The sequence below is a fragment of the Shinella sp. M31 genome (assembly GCF_049199205.1).
Taxonomy (GTDB): Bacteria; Pseudomonadota; Alphaproteobacteria; order Rhizobiales; family Rhizobiaceae; genus Shinella.
Map to the genome: position 1 here is coordinate 20477 of NZ_JBLZPH010000142.1, position 19420 is coordinate 39896.

Below are 19420 nucleotides of genomic sequence, written 5' to 3' on the forward strand. Positions count from 1 at the left end.
GGAAGCACATATGAACCTTTTGTGACGGGCGATTTTTCAGGCACCAGCGCCCGAACACGGTGCAGGCCTATCCGGATACTACGCGGTTGCGGCCGGCATTCTTGGCGGCGTAGAGCCTGCTGTCGGCGGCCGAGAGCAATGCGTTCAGCGTCGTGCCGTCGGCATAGCTGTTGGCGACGCCGATGCTGACCGTGACCGGCATGCCATCCGGCCGGCGGATTTCCGCCTCGACCGTTCGGCGAAGAGCCTCGGCGCGCTCAGCCCCGGTTGCCGGTGCGATATCCTCGCAGATGACGACGAACTCCTCCCCGCCGAAGCGGAAGAGGCGGTCGGTGTTGCGCAGCGCGCGTTGCAGGCAGGCGGCGGTGTCCTTCAGCACGCCATCGCCGGCAAGATGGCCGAACCGGTCGTTGACATCCTTGAAATGGTCGGCGTCGATGATCATCAACGCCATCGGCTTGCCGTCCACCAACATGGCCGAAAGCACACGCGGCGCCTCGAATTCCAGCCGGCTGCGGTCGTAGACCCCGGTCAGTGCATCGCGGCCGGAGCGATCCAGCAGATCCTCGTAGCGCTCGCGGAAGGTGAGGTCCGCAAAAATATCGGCGATCGGCCGCGGCGAGACGGGAATGGCGGAAATGCGCGAATAGTAGAGATAGACGGTGATCAGCACCGCATATACGCTGGCCGCCAGCATTTTGGCGATCCAGCCGCCCCAGAAGACGGCGATCGGCGCGCCGTTCAGGATATGCAATGCGGAATAGAAGCCAATCTGATCGAAGGTGAGCACGGCCACGCCCGACACGAAGAAGCGCATCGCTGTGTTCTTCTTGAAGACGCGCCCCAGCCGCTCGTAGAGCAGAATGATGGCGAGCGCATCGACATAGAGCAGCATCGTGCCCCACAGCATCAGCCAGCCCATCTCGTCGATGAAGGCGAGATCGGCGATGCGGCCCGGCACCGCGCCGATCGTCTGGTGATGGCGCAGGAAGAAACTCAGGCCCACCGTCAGGAAATTGCCGGCAAGCAGGCCGTAAATCGGCGCGCGCACGACGGCGGCGTCCTCCTTCACGTAAAGAAGAAGGATCATCATCAGCTTGCCGGAAAACAGCACCGAAGAGCCCGGCGAAATCACGCCGAAGGGCAGCTCGATATAGAAGACGGCGGCAAGATAGGTCTCGAGGAAGTGCATCACGCCGAGCGCTGCGACGAAGACGCCGATGCCGAGCTGATGGCGCAGGTGCAGCAGGCCCACCATGAAGACGAAATAGAACCCGGCCTCGATGAGAAGCAGGATCAGATTTTCAGTACCCATGATCGATCCGCAGCATTTCTCGACTGCACCAGCTAACAACAGCGGCAGAGTCGCAACAAGTCACTTTTGCTGCGGATACAGCCAATCGTACCAGTACTCCAGCGTCCCGGCACTTTTTGTATGACTTTTATTGGCTAAAACAGCTTTATCGAGCAGGATCAGACCTGCCGGCTGTCCACACCGTCGCTGAACAGCGAGGCGCCGTGCTGGTCGGCGATCTGTTTCGCCTTGCGGAACGTTGACGCGACCGTGTCGTCCCGCGAGGAGAACAGATCGGCGCGAATGAAACTGCGGGTCAGCACCCGGTCGCCGTCGCGCTTTTCGATCCGCCCGGCAAGACGGTACTGGCCGCCTTCCTGGATGGGGGCCGCGACGAGCGTCAGGTCGTTATACGCCTCGGTTTCCTCCGCCACTTTTGCCGGAGTTGCCGTATCGCCGCCGCGACCGAAGAGTTTTGAAAAGAAAGAAGCCATGGCCGATTGCTAACACAGGCCGGCACGCCCTCCAAGAGGCGAGCTTCGACGCCCATGCCAGTTCCTTTTTTAAACCGCGTTGTCCGACGCCAAAGCGCGATCGCTTCGGCTGGAAATGCCTTAGATAATAAGGTTGGCGAGAATTTCGTTCTCGGTGATGTCCTGATAGCCCATGCCCGCGCCGTCGAAGGCTTTCTTGAGCGCCACGAAATTCTCGGGCGATTTCGTTTCCAGACCGATGAGGATCGAACCGAAATTGCGGGCGGACTTCTTCAGATATTCGAAACGGGCGATGTCGTCGTCCGGGCCGAGCAGGTTGAGGAAATCGCGAAGCGCGCCGGGTCGCTGCGCAAGCCGCAGGATGAAGTACTTCTTCAGCCCCTTGTGGCGCATGGCGCGTTCCTTGACGTCGGGCAGACGCTCGAAATCGAAATTGCCGCCGGACACGACGGCAACGACCGTCTTGCCCTCCAGCTTTTCGCGGCTGAGTTCCTCAAGCGCCGCCAGCGACAGCGCACCCGCCGGCTCCAGCACCACGCCCTCGACATTCAGCATATCCACCATCGTCACGCAGATCGCGTTTTCCGACAGAAGCATCACCTGGTCGGCGGAGAACCGGCGAAGGGCGGAGAAATTCAGCGCGCCGATCTGGCCGACGGCGGCACCGTCGACGAAATTATCGACCGTTTCGAGCGTCACCACCGCGCCGCTTTCCAGGCTGCGCTTGAGGCTCGGCGCACCCGCCGGCTCGCAGAACAGGAAGCTCGACCGACCGATCATCCCATCGAAATAGCCTGTGACGCCGGACGCCAGGCCCCCGCCGCCGACCGGCAGAACAACGAGGTCCGGCAGTTTGCCCTCGCCGAGCTGCGCGACGATTTCCGCCGCCACCGTCGCCTGCCCCTCGATGATATCGGCATGGTCGAAGGGCGGCACCATCAGCGAACCGGTCGCTTCCGCATGGTCGCGGGCGGCCTTGTAGCACTGGTCGAAGAAGTCGCCGACGAGCTTGATGGTGACGAATTCGCCGCCGAACATGCGCGTTTTGTCGATCTTCTGTTGCGGTGTCGTCACCGGCATGAACACCACGCCCGGCACGCCGAAATGGCGGCAGACGAAGGCGAAGCCCTGCGCGTGGTTGCCGGCCGAAGCGCAGACGAAGCTGCGCGCGGCGTTTTCCTGAGCTAGCACCTTACGGAAGAAATTGAACGCGCCGCGGATCTTGTAGGAACGCACCGGCGAAAGATCTTCGCGCTTCAGGTAGATCTCCGCGCCGTAGCGGGCGGAGAGATGTTCGTTTAGCTGCAGCGGCGTTTCGGGGAAGAGACCGCGCAAGGCTTCCATGGCCGCGTCGACATCGGGTTTCATGCTAATGGTCCGTCTACAAAAGGGTTCAGGTTCAAAACGGCATGCCGCGCCTTCACAGGCAGGGACAGAGGCACCACACGCCGGTCATTCTTCAAACCTTTCAACGCTCTCACGTGGCAGGGCAGCCTATCCTTGAGTTTGGGCGATGCAAACGCTATTGCATATCGCAGCGACGGACACCACCCGTCCCGGCCGCGCGGCCTTTCGAGACCAACTTGAGCCCAGCCGGCACGCAGGACATCCCGTGAACGCCACCATTTTCCGGTCCGCCATCAATATTGCCGCCATCAGCGGCATCTATCTTTCGGTCGCGATGCTGCTGCCGGCGCTGATCGACGTCTATTACGGGCATCCCGACTCGGAAGTCTTCTTCCTCTCCGCCTTCTTCACCGGCGCGCTTTCGCTCGCGACGGCGGCGGCCACCCGTGCCGGCCCGCCGCCCTTCAACAAGCGCATGGGCTTTCTCGTCGTCAACATGCTCTGGCTCTCGGGCAGCATCATCGGCGCCATCCCGCTCTGGCTGTCGTCGCTCGACCTCACCTTCGCGCAGGCCTTCTTCGAATCGGTCTCGGCGATCAGCACGACGGGCTCGACCGTCATCGTCGGCCTCGATCATGCGCCGCCCGGCGTCCTGATGTGGCGCTCGCTGCTGCACTGGCTCGGCGGTGTGGGAATTCTGGCGCTTGGCCTCTTCATCATGCCCTATCTGCGCGTCGGCGGCATGTCCTTCTTCAAGCTCGAATCCTCCGATACGGCCGACAAGCCCTTCGCCCGCATCGCAAGCTATACGCGGGCCTTCCTCGCCATCTATGTGGCGATCACGCTCATCTGCGCCATCGTCTATGCAGCACTCGGCATGAGCCGCTTCGATGCGCTGAACCATGCGATGTCGACCGTCGCGACGGGCGGGCTTTCCACGCACGACGCCTCCTTCGGCTATTTCAAGAGCCTGCCGCTGCTCTGGGCCGCCACCTTCTTCATGACGCTGTCGAGCCTGCCCTTCTCGGTGCTCATCCTCTTCGTCGTGCGCGGGCGCATCGATGCCTGGCGTGATCCGCAGATCCGCGTCTTCCTCAGCTATCTCGTGCTCTTCGCCATCGCGGCCAGCGTTTTCCAGCGCCTGCAGAACGGTGTCGATTTCCACCAGGCGCTGGCGCATTCCTTCTTCACCGTCTCCTCGATCCTTTCGACGACGGGTTTTGCCAGCGACGACTATACCCAATGGGGCCATTTCATCGTGGCGCTCGCCTTCGTCGCGACCTTCATGGGCGGTTGCTCCGGCTCGACGGCCGGCGGTCTCAAGGCTTATCGCCTCATCATCCTGTTCAACTTCATCCGCACCGGCCTTTATCGCCTCATCTATCCCGACGGTATCCACGCCGTGCGCTACGGCACAATGACCGTCGATATGGACCTCCAGCGCAGTGTCTTCCTGTTCTTCATCACCTATGTGGCGCTCTCGGCCTTCGGCGCGATCCTGCTCGGATTGATGGGATACGATGTGCTAACGGCCATTTCGGCAGCGGCTACCTCGCTCTCGAACGTCGGTCCGGGCGTCACGCAGGCGATCGGGCCGGCCGGCTCCTTCGCGATTTTCCATGATGCAGCACTCTACCTGCTCTCGTTCCTTATGCTTCTCGGGCGTTTGGAAATCCTCACGGTCCTCGTCATATTAACCCCACTCTTCTGGAAGAGTTGACTGTTGCCACGCTTCTTCGCATCCTGCGGCCATCGGGCTGGAGGTTGAGTGTATGGTCGTGTCGAAGTCCCTGTTGCGCATGCTGTTTATCGCTGCGCTGATACCGGCGCCCGTCTTTGCCGGGCCGCTTGCCGATGCGGCGAAGAAGGCGGAGGAACAGGCCGCCGCCGGCGATACGGTCGGCGCGCACAACACCATCCGCGATGCCTATGGCGCCTTTGCCGCCACGCTGCCCTTCTCCATCGGCAAGGCCGTCTTCGTCTCCGCTCCGCCCGAGGGCTACGGCATGTTCACCGCGCGGCCGGAAGCGAGCTTCAAGGTCGGCGAAGCCCTGATTTCCTACGTCGAGCCTGTCGGCCTCACCTGGCGGCCGGGCAAGGACGGCGATCTGGAATCGCATTTCACCGTCGATCTGGAACTGCTCGACCCCAAGGGAACGGTGCTGGCCGAGCAGAAGGCCTTCGGCTCCTTCGACTTCAAGGGAACCGTGCGCAACCAGGAAATCTTCGCCAAGCTGACGCTGAACCTCTCAAGCCCGCCCGCCGGCGATTATGTGCTGCGTTACCGCTTCCGCGACGCCGCCAGCGGCGCCGTCGCCCTCAGCGAGCAGCCGTTCAAGATCGTCCAATAGGCGTTTACCGAACACCAAGAGAATTGTGACAAGCGGCGAATCAACGCTTTCCAGCGCCTTCCCGCTCAATTATGACAGCCGCATGACAACCCCAGCCACGTAAGGGGCATCCATGCTTTCGCTGTTTCGCAAACTCATGCCGCGCGAAGACCGTTTCTTCGATCTCTTCGAGCAGCATTCCCGTACCGTCGTCGGCGCCGCCGAGGCCCTGCAGGCGCTTCTGGCCGGTGGGCCGGACATGCAAAAACACTGCGATCGTATCGTCGCGCTGGAAAACGAGGCGGACGCCATCACGGCCGAGGTCCTGCTTGCCGTGCGCCGCAGCTTCATCACACCCTTCGACCGCGGTGACATCAAGGATCTGATCCAGTCGATGGATGACGCCATCGACATGATGCACAAGATGGTCAAGACCATCCGCCTCTACGAGCAGACGAGCTTCCAGCCCGGCATGCAGGAAATGGGCGCCACCGTCGTCAAGGCGGCCCACCTCATCGCCGAGGCCATCCCGCTGCTCGACAAGGTCGGCGTGCATGCCGACCGCCTGAGCGCGATCGCCCAGGAAGTCACACGCGTCGAAGGCCGCTCCGACGAATTGCACGACCAGGGCGTGAAGGCCCTGTTCAAGGAGTTCGGCAAGACCGACCCGATGGCCTATATCATCGGCAGCGAGATCTATGCCGAACTCGAAAAGGTCGTCGACCGCTTCGAGGACGTGGCGGACGAAATCAGCGGTATCGTGATCGAGAACGTCTGATGGACGCGACCCTCGCCCTTCCGCTGCTGATCGCGCTCGTCGGCATCGCGCTGCTGTTCGATTTCCTGAACGGCCTGCACGATGCGGCAAACTCGATCGCCACGATCGTCTCGACACGCGTGCTGCGCCCGCAATATGCGGTGATGTGGGCGGCGTTCTTCAACTTCATCGCGTTCCTGTTCTTCGGCCTGCATGTTGCCGAAACGCTCGGCAAGGGCATCATCGATCCCGGCATCGTCAGTCCGCTCGTCATCTTCGCGGCACTGATGGGCGCGATCATCTGGAACGTCGTCACCTGGATCTTCGGCATTCCGTCGAGCTCCTCGCATGCGCTGATCGGCGGCCTCGTCGGCGCCGGCCTTGCCAAGACCGGCTTCAGCGCCGTGGTCTGGAGCGGCCTCATCAAGACGGCAAGCGCCATCTTCCTGTCGCCGATGATCGGTTTCGTGCTGGCGCTGGTCCTCGTCCTCATCGTCTCCTGGCTCTTCGTGCGCCAGACGCCGTTTGCCGTCGACCGCACCTTCCGCGTCATGCAGTTCATCTCGGCCTCGCTCTATTCGCTCGGCCATGGCGGCAACGATGCGCAGAAGACGATGGGCATCATCGCCGTGCTGCTCTATTCGCAAGGCTATCTCGGCGGCGAGTTCTACGTGCCCTTCTGGGTCGTCATCTCCTGCCAGGCCGCCATGGCGCTCGGCACGCTGATGGGCGGCTGGCGCATCGTGCACACGATGGGCTCGAAGATCACCCGCCTCAACCCGATGCAGGGTTTTTGCGCGGAAACCGGCGGTGCGCTCACGCTGTTCGGCGCGACCTGGCTCGGCATCCCGGTCTCGACCACCCACACGATCACCGGCGCCATCATCGGCGTGGGTGCCGCCCGCCGCGTCTCGGCCGTGCGCTGGGGCCTTGCCGGCAACATCGTCTGGGCCTGGATCATCACGCTGCCTTCGGCCGCCGCGATTTCGGCGGTGTTCTTCCTCGTGTTCAACGCCTTCGGCTGATTCTGTCGCGCGGTGTTTTTTATCCTCCGCGCGCAGAAGGCGATTTCAGCCCCGCCCCTTAGGCCTGCGGATTGACGAACCCATGTTGCGGGTCCATCAAGACCGGTGAAACCACGCGCTTTTCAGAACTGCACTGGACCCCATGAACGACAAAGTTTTTGACACGCTGACCGGCATGTATTTCACCGTCGACGATCCCGATGGCAGCTACGGCACCGGCCAAGTCATTCGCCTCGCCGCCGAAGGCATCTACTTCATCCGCTACGACGGTAACGAAGTGACGCTGCCCATGGAGCTCGTCTCCATCGGCGAAATGCTCGAAACCACCGACGACGAATTCAAGCTCTGGCGCTTCTTCGATACGATCGAGGAACGCGACACCTGGATCGAATGGCTTGACGCCCCCTCCAAGCCGCGCGTCATCTCGCTGGTGAAGCCGACCAAGTAAGGTCTTTCGATTTTCGTCATGGTGGTCGCGACACCACCTTGACGTGGCAACGTAAGTGCCTGAAAAGCAACGCATGCGGGCGTGGCGAAACTGGTAGACGCAAGAGACTTAAAATCTCTCGGCCTTGGCTGTGCGGGTTCGATCCCCGCCGCCCGCACCAACTCCAGAGATTCCGGACAACAAAAAAGGGCGCGGCCCCTGACGCTGGCCGCACCCTCATTTTCAGCGACGTTTCAGGAGAACGTCAGGCCGAAAGCTTTGCTGCGATCTTGGCGACATGCGCGCCCTGGAAGCGGGCGGCATCGAGTTCGACCTGCGAAGGCTGGCGCGAGCCGTCACCGTCGGTGATCGTCGAAGCGCCGTAGGGCGAGCCGCCCTTGATTTCGTCCACGCCCATTTGGCCCTGGAAGGCATAGGGCAGGCCGGCGACGACGAGGCCGTGGTGCAGCAGAGTCGGAATGAAGCCGAGGATGGTCGATTCCTGGCCGCCGTGCTGAGTAGCGGACGACGTGAAGACCGAACCGACCTTGCCGACCAGCTTGCCAGCAGCCCACAGGCCACCCGTCTGGTCCCAGAAATTGCGCATCTGCGAAGCGACCGTGCCGAAACGCGTGCCGGCGCCGACGATGATGGCGTCATAGTCGGCCAGTTCGTCCACCTTGGCGATCTCGGCCTTCTGGTCCATCTTGTAGTAGGAAGCCTTGGCGACCTCTTCCGATACCAGTTCCGGAACGCGCTTGACGGTCACGTCGGCACCGGCCGACTTCGCGCCTTCCGCGACCGCATAGGCCATCGCTTCGATATGGCCGTAGGCCGAATAATAGAGAACCAGTACTTTCGCCATTGTCGTCTCCTGTTCGAAAAGGCTTTCCGCTTGATCGCGGCGTCGGCTTGGATGTAGCACTTTGGGGGAGCGGCGTCAGAAGCCGCCCGGTCGACAGACTGTTCACCCGCTATTGACAATGCTTGCCTGATTGGTCGGCATTTCCGTACGAAATCCAGGAAGCGCCCATGAGTTCCACCGAGATCGCCACCGCCGCCATGCTCGCCATCGGCGACGAACTCCTGTCCGGGCGCACCAAGGACAAGAATATCGGCCAGCTCGCCGATATGCTCTTCCTCGCCGGCATCGACCTCAAGGAGGTGCGCATCGTCGGCGACGAGGAGGACGATATCGTCGCGGCGCTGAACGCGCTGCGCGCCCGCTACACCTATGTCTTCACGTCCGGCGGCATCGGGCCGACGCACGACGACATCACGGCGGATGCGATCTCCAAAGCCTTCGGCGTGCCCTGTCTGCAGGATCCGCTTGCCATGCAGCTGCTCGGCGCGATGTACGAGAAGCGCGGTGTGGAGTTCAACGAAGCCCGCCAGCGCATGGCACGCATGCCAGAGGGCGCGGTCCATATCGAAAACGCCGTGTCCACCGCGCCGGGCTTCCATATCGGCAATGTCTATGTGATGGCCGGCGTGCCGCAGGTCTTTACCGCCATGCTCGGCACCGTCGTGCCGCAGCTTGCCGGCGGCAAGCCGATGCTCTCGCGCTCCGTCGCCTCCCCGTTTGGTGAAGGCGATATCGGCAGCGCGCTGGCGGCGATCCAGAAAAATCATCCGGACACCAGCATCGGCTCCTATCCGCGCTTTTCGGAAAACCGCTTCTCGACGGAAATCGTCATCCGCAGCCGCGAGGAAGCACCGGCGGAGGCGGCCGAACGTGATATCATGGCGATGATCGCCGAAATCGCCGCGGCCAAGGCGGCGTCTTGATCCGGATCAAGGTTTTCCGGTCTCGGCGAGGGGATGCTGACGCGTAACCAGACAGGAGGCCGAAATGACCTACAAGACCATCGTGGCGGTGCTGAGTGCTGCCGAGGACGCCGGAAAAGTCACGGATCACGCGCTGGCACTGGCGCGCCGCACGGGTGGGCATGTCATAGGCATCCACGCGGAAGCGCCCGTCGTCGTGACGCTGATCGCGCCGATGGAATATCCGGATCCCAACGCCGTGCTCCAGCTTCAGGAGCGCGCCCGCGACCAATCCCGGACCGTCGAGCAGGCGTTTCGCTCGCGCTGCGAGCGCGACGACATCTCCTATGAGTGGCGGCTCTTCACCGAGTCTGCCGGCTACGCCTCGGCCGGCGTCATCGACAGTGCGCGCGCGGCCGATATCGTGCTCGCCGGCCAGTTCGATCCCGATCTGGACGGCCCTGCCCGCGAGGATATCGAAGACCTGCTCTATGAAAGCGGCCGCCCGGTCTATCTCGTCTCCAACGCGCCGGCCGGCCCCGAGCCGATCGACCGCGTGCTGCTCGCCTGGAACGGCTCGCGCGAGGCGACGCGCGCCGCCTTCGACGCCCTGCCCTTCCTGACGGCGGCCAAGGAGGTCGAGATCTTCACCATCGATCCGCCCGACAACAGCATGCAGTCGGCCGAATATTGCGGCGCGGAGCTTGCCGCAACGCTTGCCCGCCACGGCATCAAGATTTCCGTCGCCTCGGGCTCGTCGGCCCATCACTCGGTTGCCGAAACGCTGAACCGCCGCGCCATGGAAATCAACGCCGGCCTCATCGTCATGGGCGCCTACAGCCATTCACGGCTGCGCCAGCGCCTGTTCGGGGGCGTCACCAGCGCCATGATGCGCGGTGCGCGCGTACCGGTGCTGATGTCGCGATAGGTGGACTTGCCTGTGGATCGCCCGGCTACCGAGGCCGGGCGATCATTTTCTTGGCGGGCGAAGTGCATTAGAGAGAAGGAATCTTCTTTTTTCCGCCTTCAGGAGTCCCGTCATGTCGCTGCCCGACAAAGCCTTCCCCGTATCCTGGGACCAGTTCCATCGCGACGCCCGCGCACTCGCCTGGCGGCTGGCGGACGGCGACCGCGAATGGAAGGCGATCGTCTGCATCACCCGCGGCGGTCTCGTCCCGGCCGCCGTCATCTCGCGCGAGCTGAACATCCGGCTCATCGAGACGGTCTGCGTCGCGTCCTATCACGACTATGTCTCGCAGGGCGACATGCATGTCCTCAAGGGCATCGCACCCGAACTGACCCAGCACGGTGGCGAAGGCATCCTGATCGTCGACGACCTCACCGATACCGGCAAGACCGCTGCCCAGGTGCGTGCCATGCTGCCCAAGGCGCATTTCGCCGCCGTCTATGCCAAGCCGAAGGGTCGCCCGCTGGTCGATACCTTCGTCACCGAGGTCAGCCAGGACACCTGGATCTACTTCCCCTGGGATATGGGCTTTACCTATCAGGAGCCCATTGCAAAGGGCGCGCGCGGCTGACGTGCGGGAAGGTTGCAGCAAACCGATCGAAAGTTGCGCCGCAACGTCTTGATTTGACGAATTTTCGTAAAAAGCCGGCGGAAGGCGCACAGCACTCCGCCGGCTTAATCCTTCCGCAATGCCTGCAAAAGATAGTCCTCATGTTCGCCGATCGGATCGGTGATGGGAGGCGCGGACAGTCATGCCCTATCGATGGCCGGCCTTGGCGGCGGCCCTTGTCATCGCCCTGCTCCCTACGGGGCCGGCCGGCGCGCAGCAGGATATCCGCGTCACCGCCGTCGCTGACTATGTCGAGGCCAATATACGCCCCTGGCTGACCGAACCGGCCATTGTCAATGCGGTCATCGCCCAGAATGCTGGGCACGCCCGCCTGAACCAGGCTGAAATCCAGGATCTCGACGCACGCTGGCGCACCGAGCTCTCGAGCACCAAGCGGCCGCTGATCGACGCGATGCTCTCCAATCCGCTTTCGCTCTATCTGAAAGGCCGGCAGCGCGCGGCCGAGGGCCTGATCACCGAAATCTTCGTGATGGACAATCGCGGCCTCAACGTCGGCCAGAGCGATATCACCTCCGACTACTGGCAGGGCGACGAGGCCAAATGGCTGAAGAGTTTCGGGGCGGGCCTGGTCTTTATCGAGGCAGCGGCGCGGGATGAATCGACCCAGCTCATGCAGTCGCAGGCGAGCCTGCCGATCCGCGATCCGAAGAGCGGCGAAATCATTGGTGCCATTACCGTGGGCGTCAATCTGGACGCGCTCTGACGGGGTCGGGGAGAATCACTTTATCCACGGATCACAAGTCCTCTTCCATGGCTATTGCTTGAAGTCGGGGGGTGAAAAAAACCCGCATTTTCACCTGTGATTTTTTTCGCTTTTCCACAGTGGCATGTCCCGCCACCTCACCTTTCGCCCGGAAGCCGCTGATTTTTCAGGCATCCCGCGCTGTCCCCATTTTCCACAGGGGGCAGGCACAACATATAGGGTTCAAACTTCGTTCACAAACCAGCCCTTGACGGGGATCGGCCTGATGAGGTTAATGAAAACCAAGTTGCGGCGGCGGCTGAACCGTATTGTTACGAGGTCGGTTCTCATCACGAAATCGCGTTCCCATGCGCATGTGGCCGGGTGGATGATCCGCTCGCTGCACGAGGGTGTTTGCGCAGGATTTCCTGAAGCGTCATTGCGATCCATGGGACTGGAAAAAAGAAGCTGTTGATACTATATTTAGTGTTTGCAGCTAAACTCACCGCAAGATACAGGATCCCGAAATCGATCGGGATTTCCAAACGGATTGGAACATCGAGGCTGGCTGCGAGTCATGTCGTGGCCGGACGGGGATAATTGCGCCCTGGCTTGAAGGCAGGATGCGGCAGAAGAGGACAACGGACATGCGCATAGAACGTCGTTTCACCATACCCGGCCAATCGGCCTATGCGGAAATCGAATTCCGCAAGGCGACCAGCGAGATCAAGAACCCGGACGGCTCGATCGTCTTCCGGCTCGCCGATATCGACGTGCCGGCGCAGTTCTCCCAGGTCGCCGCCGACATCCTCGCCCAGAAATATTTCCGCAAGGCCGGCGTGCCCGCGCGCCTGAAGAAGGTCGAAGAGAACGACGTCCCTTCCTTCCTGTGGCGCTCCGTGCCCGACACCGACGCCCTGGCGAAGCTGCCCGAGGGCGAGCGTTTCGGCTCGGAAACCGACGCCCGCCAGGTCTTCGACCGTCTCGCCGGCACCTGGACCTACTGGGGCTGGAAGGGTAAATATTTCGCATCGGAAGAAGACGCCGCTGCCTTCAAGGACGAGCTTGCCTATATGCTCGCCACCCAGCGCGTCGCCCCGAACTCGCCGCAGTGGTTCAACACCGGCCTGCACTGGGCCTATGGCATCGACGGCCCCGGCCAGGGCCACTTCTATGTCGACCCCTTCACCGGCAAGCTGACCAAGTCCAAGTCGTCCTACGAACATCCCCAGCCGCATGCCTGCTTCATCCAGTCGGTCGAAGACGATCTCGTCAACGAAAACGGCATCATGGACCTGTGGGTGCGTGAAGCCCGCCTCTTCAAATACGGCTCCGGCACCGGCTCCAACTTCTCGCATCTGCGCGGCGAAGGCGAAAAGCTTTCGGGCGGCGGTCGTTCCTCCGGCCTGATGAGCTTCCTGAAGATCGGCGACCGCGCCGCCGGCGCCATCAAGTCGGGCGGCACGACGCGCCGTGCGGCCAAGATGGTCGTGGTCGATATCGACCACCCGGATATCGAGGCCTATATCAACTGGAAGGTCAAGGAAGAGCAGAAGGTGGCGGCCCTCGTCACCGGCTCGAAGATCGTCGCCGGCCACCTCAAGGCCATCATGAAGGCCTGCGTCAATTGCTCGGCCGACGGTGACAAGTGCTATGAACCGGCGGAAAACCCGGCTCTCAAGCGCGAAATCCGCGCCGCAAAGAAGAGCCAGGTTCCGGAAAACTACATCAAGCGCGTCATCCAGTTCGCCAAACAGGGCTACAAGGACCTCGAGTTCAAGACCTACGACACCGACTGGGATTCGGAAGCCTACCTCACCGTCTCCGGCCAGAACTCCAACAACTCCGTCTCGCTGAAGGACGACTTCCTCCGTGCCGTCGAGAATGACGGCGACTGGAACCTGACCGCCCGCAAGGACGGCAAGGTCATGAAGACGCTGAAAGCCCGCGACCTCTGGGAACAGATCTCCTACGCCGCCTGGGCATCGGCCGATCCGGGCCTGCACTTCAACACGACGATGAACGACTGGCACACCTCGCCGGCCGAAGGGCCGATCCGCGCGTCCAACCCGTGCTCGGAATACATGTTCCTCGACGACACGGCCTGCAACCTCGCCTCGCTGAACCTGCTTCAGTTCAAGGATGCGGCCACGAAGAACATCAACATCGCCGATTACGAACATGCCGTGCGCCTGTGGACCGTCGTGCTCGAAGTCTCGGTGATGATGGCGCAGTTCCCCTCGCGCCAGATCGCCGAGCGCTCCTACGAATACCGCACGCTCGGCCTCGGCTACGCCAATATCGGCGGCCTCTTGATGTCCTCGGGCATCCCCTACGACTCGACGGAAGGCCGCGCCATCGCCGGTGCGCTGACCGCCATCATGACCGGCGTCTCCTACGCAACGTCTGCCGAAATGGCGAGCGAACTCGGCCCGTTCCCGAATTTCGAGCCCAACCGCGACAACATGCTGCGCGTCATGCGCAACCATCGCCGCGCGGCTTACGGCGAGACCACCGGCTATGAGGCCCTCTCGGTCAACCCGGTCGCCCTCATCCATGGCGAGTGCCCGGACCAGACGCTGATCGTCCACGCCAAGGCCGCCTGGGACAAGGCCGTCGCGCTCGGCGAAAAGCACGGCTACCGCAACGCCCAGACGACCGTGATCGCGCCGACCGGCACGATCGGCCTCGTCATGGATTGCGACACGACCGGCATCGAGCCCGACTTCGCCCTCGTCAAGTTCAAGAAGCTCGCCGGCGGCGGCTACTTCAAGATCATCAACCGCGCCGTTCCCGAAGCGCTCCGCACGCTCGGCTATTCGGAAAGCCAGATCGCCGAGATCGAGGCCTATGCCGTCGGCCATGGCAACCTCAACCAGGCACCGGCGGTCAACCCCGGCTCGCTGAAGGCCAAGGGCTTCACCGACGAGAAGATCGAAGCGGTCAGCGCCGGTCTCAAGGCGGCCTTCGACATCAAGTTCGCCTTCAACCAGTGGACGCTCGGCGCCGACTTCCTGAAGGACGTGCTGAAGGTTTCGGACGCACAGCTGTCCGACATGTCCTTCAACCTTCTGGAGCATATCGGCTTCACGAAAAAGGATATCGAGGCCGCCAACATTCACGTCTGCGGTGCGATGACGCTGGAAGGCGCGCCCTTCCTCAAGGCCGAACACCTCGCCGTGTTCGATTGCGCCAATCCCTGCGGCAAGATCGGCAAGCGTTACCTTTCGGTCGAAAGCCACATCCGCATGATGGCGGCCGCCCAGCCGTTCATCTCGGGCGCGATTTCCAAGACGATCAACATGCCGAACGAGGCGACCGTCGAGGATTGCAAGAACGCCTACATGCTCTCCTGGAAGCTCGCGCTGAAGGCCAACGCCCTCTACCGCGACGGTTCCAAGCTCTCCCAGCCGCTCAACGCCTCGCTGATCGAGGACGAAGAGGACGAGGATGATGCAATCGAGGCGCTGGTTGCAGCCCCCGCTGCCGCCCAGGCCGTCACGGTCACCGAAAAGATCGTCGAGCGCATCATCGAGCGCGTTTCGCGCGACCGTGAAAAGCTGCCGAACCGCCGCCAGGGCTACACCCAGAAGGCCGTCGTCGGCGGTCACAAGGTCTATCTGCGCACCGGCGAATTCGGTGATGGCCGCCTCGGCGAGATCTTTATCGACATGCACAAGGAAGGTGCGGCCTTCCGTGCGATGATGAACAACTTCGCCATCGCCATCTCGCTGGGTCTCCAGTACGGCGTTCCGCTCGAAGAATATGTGGAGGCCTTCACCTTCACCAAGTTCGAGCCGGCCGGCATGGTTCAGGGCAACGACGCGATCAAGAACGCGACGTCGATCCTCGACTACGTCTTCCGCGAACTGGCCGTCTCCTATCTCGGCCGTCATGACCTTGCGCATGTCGACCAGTCGGACTTCTCCAACACGGCGCTCGGCAAAGGCATCCAGGAAGGCAAGACCAACCCGTTCTCGACCGGCTGGACGCGCGGCCACAAGCCGACGCTCATCCAGGGCGGCCAGACCGAGCGTCAGCTCTCCGAGCCGAAGGGTGCGGCCACCGCCGCTCCCGCCAAGGCAGCCTCGACGGGTAACGTGACGGCGTTTGCCGGCAACACCGCCCGCAAGCTGGAGCCGACCGTCGCCGCCAGCACCCACGAAATCGTCGCCTTCAAGCGCGATTACGAGGAGCGCGCCGCCGAACTCGCCGAGGAAATGGCCGACGACGCTGCCGAGGAAGCAGAAGGCATCACCGCCCTCTTCTCCGACAAGGCCGCCGCCGAAGCCGCAAGCGCCAAGGCCGACGCCAAGAAGCTCGAAAACGAACGCCGCATGCGCTCGATTGCACAGGGCTACACGGGCAACATGTGCTCGGAGTGCCAGAACTTCACGATGGTGCGGAATGGCACCTGCGAGAAGTGCGATACCTGCGGCGCAACGAGCGGCTGCAGCTAACACCGCGAGTTCAAAAGCAGAGTGAACGACAAGCCCGGGAGCAATCCCGGGCTTGTCTGCGTTTTGGAGTCACTTAACAACGGGAGGATATTTCTCATGTCACTCGAAGAACATGTTTCAGAACGTCCTTCCGATCGTTTCCTCTACGTGACGGAGGAAATTGCGTCACTGTATGATGAGGCATCGAATGCGATTGCGCGCAGCCCGCGCGCGTCAGCAGTTTTATCTCGAGCGTGTCTTGAAGCAGTTCTGTCAGCGATGGGGTATAAAGGAAATCTTCAGAGGAAAATTGCAGCGGCAGTTTCCGAGGCATCCCCTCAAAAGTCGTTATCCGCAGCACTACGACAACGCCTTCCAATCATTAGATTTATTGGTAATAGCGCAAATCATTCGTTCAAGCATTCAAACTCGAGAATCTGCATAATTACCGCGGACGAGGCGGAATGGTGCCTTGAAATACTCGGATGCGTTTTACAAGAATACTACGAGGATCAAGAGTTCACTGAAACAGCAATTATGAGATATATCGGAGAGCTGCGCGCACATGGCATTGTTAACCCTCCAATTTGGTGAGGATAACGGGGCGCCATCAAGGAAAATGAACCTAATCCCCTACTTCTCCCGATTTCGGCGACCATTTGGCAGCCAAATTGAAAAGCCAAATTATTTTTCCCCGCCCTCCAAACCTGTGGCTACAATCCCCCCATCCCGCCACGGATACACTGCTAGGCGTGGCAGCGAGGCGGGATCGGCGCGGAGCGTGGGGCGAAGACGCAGAACCCCACGCACCGGGCCTGCGGAAAATGGTCTCCCTCCGGCGACATGGGGGAAGCGATGGGGTGTCGGACCGATCCCGTCGTTTCACGCCCCAGACGGCGCGTCGGATATGCCTGTGCGGCACACAAGGAGGCCGGGAATAGCGGATGCGTCGGCATCGTCCGCCGGATGAGAACACGCGGGAAGGCCAAAACCTTCCGTCGGAATCGCCAGAGCGTGCGGTTTCGATGTCAAAACGGCGCTGTTCCCATCCGGAAACCGGCGAACGACATCCACCATCCCAGGCCTTTGCAGAGGGACCGGAGTCGCAGGCAAAAACCGCTGAACGGGGTGCTGAAAGGTGCCACATACATACCATTCCACGAGGCAGCTTCCAGCACCCCGTCCGAATGTCTTCGAAGCCCTGCACAAGTGCGGGCCTTTTACCGTGCGCACATGACGGCCAGCCAGCCTTTGCGATAGCTTGTCATTGCAGCACATGGATGCACAGGCTACATGCTAGCCTCCCTTTACGGGAATCGCGCTGAACCGAATTCCGTGATGCAGAGGGAACAGTCGATGCTGACAGCGCCGCGCCGGGGGCCGATTGCCATGGCTTACCGCGTCCTCGTCCTGCCGGGCGTCCTCGCCTATCTCTTTGCCGTCAGCATCGTCGTGCTTGCCGCCGATCGGTTCTGGCTGGTCGATCTGCTCACCTTCGCCTGGCCCTATGCGGTGGCATCGGGTGTGCTGCTGGTCGTTACGGCGCTCGTCACGCGCCGGGTGAAGGCGATCGTGATTGCGCTTGCCGGCCTTGCCATCGCCCTCATTCCCGCCTTCGACGTGCCCACGGCCCGCCCCTCCACAGCCGGCAACGGCTTGAAGGTGCTGACCGCCAATCTCTTCGTGCAGAACCCGGAAGATCCCGCCGTTTTCATCGATCTGTTGCGGCGGGAAAAGCCCGATATCGTCGTCCTGCAGGAAACCACGGGGCGCTGGGCGGCCGCACTTTCCGCCGCCGGGCTCTTTGCCTATGAGAGCGGGGCGGAAGCCCTGTCGCGCGACAGTATCAAGGTCTATTCCACCTTGCCGATCCGCGCGGAAACCGAGCTGAAGCGCGCCTTCACCGAGCCCAAGGCCTACAAGCAGCCGCTGCGGCTCGAGCTCGACATGCGCGGCAAGCCGCTCTTCCTCTATGCCTTCCATCCCGAGACGCCACGCCGGCTCTGGCAGTGGCGCGACCGCAACGCCTATCTCTCGGCGGCGGCCGATGCGGCGAAAGGCGATCTCCAGAGCGCGCCCGTCATCGTCGCCGGCGACTGGAACACGCCCACCTGGTCGCCCTTTTACCGCGGCTTCCTGCGCCAGGCCGGCCTTGCCTCCACCGAAGGCGGCTGGCTGCAACCGGTCACGCGCTTCAGCCTGAAGCTCGACTGGCTCGCCTATGTCGGCGCCACCATCGACCATGTCGCCGTATCGCCTGACATTTCGGTGCGCAGCCACCGCGTCGGCCCGGCTTTCGGTTCGAACCACCTGCCCGTCATCGTCGAACTTGCCATGCCGGAGACCTGACCTCTCGCCCTTTGCGAAAAACTCCCTATCTTTCAGGGGAAACAACCCGGGAGAAAACGATGGCCACGGAAAAGGACAGCCCGAAAGCCTCGCTCGAAAAGGAGCGCGCCCAGCAGCAGGGCAAGGCCGCAAAGGCGGAACAGGACGACTATCTCGAAGAGGCGCTGGAAGAGACATTTCCCGCCAGCGATCCGATCGCACCCGGCGAGGTGAAGGATCATGCCAAGTGAAGCGGCCGCCGGCTCGATGGATATGACGACGGCATGAGCCCGCCTTTCCTGTTCGACGGCCCCGATGATGCGCCGGTCACCCTGCTGCTGGCCCACGGCAGCGGCGCCCCGATGGATTCGACGGCGATGAATGCGGCGACAACGGCGCTCGCAGCCGAAGGCCTGCGTGTCGCCCGCTTCGAATTTTCCTACATGGCCGCGCGCCGCATCGACGGCAGCCGCAAGCCGCCGCCAAAGGCGGAGACGCTGAACCCGGAATTCAAGGCTGCCGTAGCAGCGCTCTGCGTCAAAGGACCGCTGGTGATTGGCGGCAAGTCGATGGGCGGGCGCGTCGCCAGCATGGTTGCGGATGAGCTGCACGCCGAGGGAAAGGTCGCCGGCCTCCTCTGCCTCGGTTATCCTTTCCACCCGCCGGAAAAGCCGGGCCAGTTGCGCGCCGCCCATCTGATGGACCTGAAGGTGCCGGCGCTGATCTGCCAGGGCACGCGCGATCCCTTCGGCAGGAAGGACGAGGTGCCGGGCTATGGCCTGCCGGAGCACATCCGAATCCTCTGGCTGGAAGACGGCGACCACGACCTGAAGCCGCGCAAGAGCCTATCCGGCTTCTCCGCTGCCGACCACCTCGCCACCATGGCAAAAGCCGTGAAAGCCTGGACGGGGACGCTGCGCTAGGCGGCTGTT

18 protein-coding genes and 1 tRNA gene are annotated in these 19420 nt (G+C 62.3%); 15 read left to right on the plus strand and 4 right to left on the minus strand.

Going from position 1 to position 19420, the window contains the following annotated elements; translation table 11 throughout:
• Nucleotides 1-67: 67 nt before the first annotated feature.
• The 3 genes from ACOZKU_RS22680 to ilvA all read right to left on the minus strand — a co-directional run bounded on the left by ACOZKU_RS22680 (nt 68) and on the right by ilvA (nt 3156).
• A complete protein-coding gene (locus ACOZKU_RS22680) occupies nt 68-1318 on the minus strand; it encodes a diguanylate cyclase (RefSeq protein WP_421580805.1) in 1251 nt (416 codons plus the stop codon).
• 155 nt (nt 1319-1473) lie between these two features.
• Nucleotides 1474-1788, minus strand: coding sequence for an HlyU family transcriptional regulator (locus ACOZKU_RS22685; RefSeq protein ID WP_313528321.1), 315 nt, complete (start codon nt 1786-1788; stop codon nt 1474-1476).
• 120 nt (nt 1789-1908) lie between these two features.
• Nucleotides 1909-3156, minus strand: coding sequence for a threonine ammonia-lyase (ilvA, locus tag ACOZKU_RS22690; RefSeq protein WP_421580795.1), 1248 nt, complete (start codon nt 3154-3156; stop codon nt 1909-1911).
• A 244-nt stretch (nt 3157-3400) separates the two neighbouring features.
• On the opposite strand from ilvA, the gene ACOZKU_RS22695 reads away from it, so the two are divergent.
• The 6 genes from ACOZKU_RS22695 to ACOZKU_RS22720 all read left to right on the plus strand — a co-directional run bounded on the left by ACOZKU_RS22695 (nt 3401) and on the right by ACOZKU_RS22720 (nt 7855).
• Entirely contained in the window at nt 3401-4855 is a 1455-nt protein-coding gene (locus tag ACOZKU_RS22695; protein ID WP_314095136.1) for a TrkH family potassium uptake protein, read from the plus strand.
• A 52-nt stretch (nt 4856-4907) separates the two neighbouring features.
• A complete protein-coding gene (locus ACOZKU_RS22700; protein ID WP_421580796.1) occupies nt 4908-5486 on the plus strand; it encodes a hypothetical protein in 579 nt (192 codons plus the stop codon).
• Between the two features lie 112 nt (nt 5487-5598).
• Nucleotides 5599-6243, plus strand: a complete 645-nt coding sequence (locus tag ACOZKU_RS22705; RefSeq protein WP_314095133.1) for a DUF47 family protein — start codon at nt 5599-5601, stop codon at nt 6241-6243.
• On the plus strand, nt 6243-7247 hold the full coding sequence (locus ACOZKU_RS22710) for an anion permease (RefSeq protein WP_314095132.1): 1005 nt from the start codon (nt 6243-6245) through the stop codon (nt 7245-7247). Before ACOZKU_RS22705 ends, ACOZKU_RS22710 begins: the two co-directional genes overlap by 1 nt.
• A 142-nt stretch (nt 7248-7389) precedes the next feature.
• Nucleotides 7390-7695 (plus strand): hypothetical protein, encoded by a 306-nt coding sequence (locus ACOZKU_RS22715; protein ID WP_117372323.1) that lies wholly within the window; start codon nt 7390-7392, stop codon nt 7693-7695.
• Nucleotides 7696-7770: 75 nt separating this feature from the next.
• Nucleotides 7771-7855, plus strand: a tRNA-Leu gene (locus ACOZKU_RS22720).
• An 84-nt stretch (nt 7856-7939) separates the two neighbouring features.
• Here ACOZKU_RS22720 and wrbA read toward each other — a convergent pair.
• Nucleotides 7940-8539, minus strand: a complete 600-nt coding sequence (gene wrbA, locus ACOZKU_RS22725; protein ID WP_314095129.1) for an NAD(P)H:quinone oxidoreductase type IV — start codon at nt 8537-8539, stop codon at nt 7940-7942.
• Nucleotides 8540-8706: 167 nt separating this feature from the next.
• Between wrbA and ACOZKU_RS22730 the strand changes: the two genes are divergently transcribed.
• The 9 genes from ACOZKU_RS22730 (at nt 8707) to ACOZKU_RS22770 (ending at nt 19411) form a co-directional block, all read left to right on the plus strand.
• On the plus strand, nt 8707-9462 hold the full coding sequence (locus ACOZKU_RS22730; RefSeq protein WP_421580797.1) for a competence/damage-inducible protein A: 756 nt from the start codon (nt 8707-8709) through the stop codon (nt 9460-9462).
• A gap of 64 nt (nt 9463-9526) precedes the next feature.
• Nucleotides 9527-10369, plus strand: coding sequence for a universal stress protein (locus ACOZKU_RS22735; protein ID WP_421580798.1), 843 nt, complete (start codon nt 9527-9529; stop codon nt 10367-10369).
• A 112-nt stretch (nt 10370-10481) separates the two neighbouring features.
• Complete coding sequence (gene gpt / locus ACOZKU_RS22740) at nt 10482-10979, plus strand: xanthine phosphoribosyltransferase (RefSeq protein ID WP_314095125.1); 498 nt, start codon at nt 10482-10484, stop codon at nt 10977-10979.
• 181 nt (nt 10980-11160) lie between these two features.
• A complete protein-coding gene (locus tag ACOZKU_RS22745) occupies nt 11161-11742 on the plus strand; it encodes a hypothetical protein (protein ID WP_421580799.1) in 582 nt (193 codons plus the stop codon).
• Nucleotides 11743-12368: 626 nt separating this feature from the next.
• Nucleotides 12369-16181, plus strand: a complete 3813-nt coding sequence (locus ACOZKU_RS22750; RefSeq protein WP_421580800.1) for a vitamin B12-dependent ribonucleotide reductase — start codon at nt 12369-12371, stop codon at nt 16179-16181.
• Between the two features lie 96 nt (nt 16182-16277).
• Nucleotides 16278-16754 carry a DUF4145 domain-containing protein gene (locus tag ACOZKU_RS22755; protein WP_421580801.1) on the plus strand — a complete coding sequence of 159 codons (477 nt, stop codon included), beginning with the start codon at nt 16278-16280 and terminating at the stop codon, nt 16752-16754.
• A gap of 762 nt (nt 16755-17516) precedes the next feature.
• A complete protein-coding gene (locus ACOZKU_RS22760) occupies nt 17517-18509 on the plus strand; it encodes an endonuclease/exonuclease/phosphatase family protein (protein ID WP_421580802.1) in 993 nt (330 codons plus the stop codon).
• 59 nt (nt 18510-18568) lie between these two features.
• Nucleotides 18569-18739: a hypothetical protein gene (locus ACOZKU_RS22765; protein WP_421580803.1), complete on the plus strand. Its 171-nt coding sequence runs from the start codon at nt 18569-18571 to the stop codon at nt 18737-18739.
• 33 nt (nt 18740-18772) lie between these two features.
• Nucleotides 18773-19411, plus strand: a complete 639-nt coding sequence (locus ACOZKU_RS22770) for an alpha/beta family hydrolase (RefSeq protein WP_421580804.1) — start codon at nt 18773-18775, stop codon at nt 19409-19411.
• Nucleotides 19412-19420 lie beyond the last annotated feature (9 nt).

What these genes read in the sequence shown, in the direction of transcription:
- ACOZKU_RS22685 (WP_313528321.1), bottom strand. Translation starts at nt 1,788, where the DNA reads ATGGCTTCTTTCTTTTCAAAACTCTTCGGTCGCGGCGGCGATACGGCA.
- ilvA (WP_421580795.1), bottom strand. Translation starts at nt 3,156, where the DNA reads ATGAAACCCGATGTCGACGCGGCCATGGAAGCCTTGCGCGGTCTCTTC.
- ACOZKU_RS22700 (WP_421580796.1), top strand. Translation starts at nt 4,908, where the DNA reads ATGGTCGTGTCGAAGTCCCTGTTGCGCATGCTGTTTATCGCTGCGCTG.
- ACOZKU_RS22705 (WP_314095133.1), top strand. Translation starts at nt 5,599, where the DNA reads ATGCTTTCGCTGTTTCGCAAACTCATGCCGCGCGAAGACCGTTTCTTC.
- ACOZKU_RS22710 (WP_314095132.1), top strand. Translation starts at nt 6,243, where the DNA reads ATGGACGCGACCCTCGCCCTTCCGCTGCTGATCGCGCTCGTCGGCATC.
- ACOZKU_RS22715 (WP_117372323.1), top strand. Translation starts at nt 7,390, where the DNA reads ATGAACGACAAAGTTTTTGACACGCTGACCGGCATGTATTTCACCGTC.
- wrbA (WP_314095129.1), bottom strand. Translation starts at nt 8,539, where the DNA reads ATGGCGAAAGTACTGGTTCTCTATTATTCGGCCTACGGCCATATCGAA.
- ACOZKU_RS22730 (WP_421580797.1), top strand. Translation starts at nt 8,707, where the DNA reads ATGAGTTCCACCGAGATCGCCACCGCCGCCATGCTCGCCATCGGCGAC.
- ACOZKU_RS22735 (WP_421580798.1), top strand. Translation starts at nt 9,527, where the DNA reads ATGACCTACAAGACCATCGTGGCGGTGCTGAGTGCTGCCGAGGACGCC.
- gpt (WP_314095125.1), top strand. Translation starts at nt 10,482, where the DNA reads ATGTCGCTGCCCGACAAAGCCTTCCCCGTATCCTGGGACCAGTTCCAT.
- ACOZKU_RS22745 (WP_421580799.1), top strand. Translation starts at nt 11,161, where the DNA reads ATGCCCTATCGATGGCCGGCCTTGGCGGCGGCCCTTGTCATCGCCCTG.
- ACOZKU_RS22750 (WP_421580800.1), top strand. Translation starts at nt 12,369, where the DNA reads ATGCGCATAGAACGTCGTTTCACCATACCCGGCCAATCGGCCTATGCG.
- ACOZKU_RS22755 (WP_421580801.1), top strand. Translation starts at nt 16,278, where the DNA reads ATGTCACTCGAAGAACATGTTTCAGAACGTCCTTCCGATCGTTTCCTC.
- ACOZKU_RS22760 (WP_421580802.1), top strand. Translation starts at nt 17,517, where the DNA reads ATGCTGACAGCGCCGCGCCGGGGGCCGATTGCCATGGCTTACCGCGTC.
- ACOZKU_RS22765 (WP_421580803.1), top strand. Translation starts at nt 18,569, where the DNA reads ATGGCCACGGAAAAGGACAGCCCGAAAGCCTCGCTCGAAAAGGAGCGC.
- ACOZKU_RS22770 (WP_421580804.1), top strand. Translation starts at nt 18,773, where the DNA reads ATGAGCCCGCCTTTCCTGTTCGACGGCCCCGATGATGCGCCGGTCACC.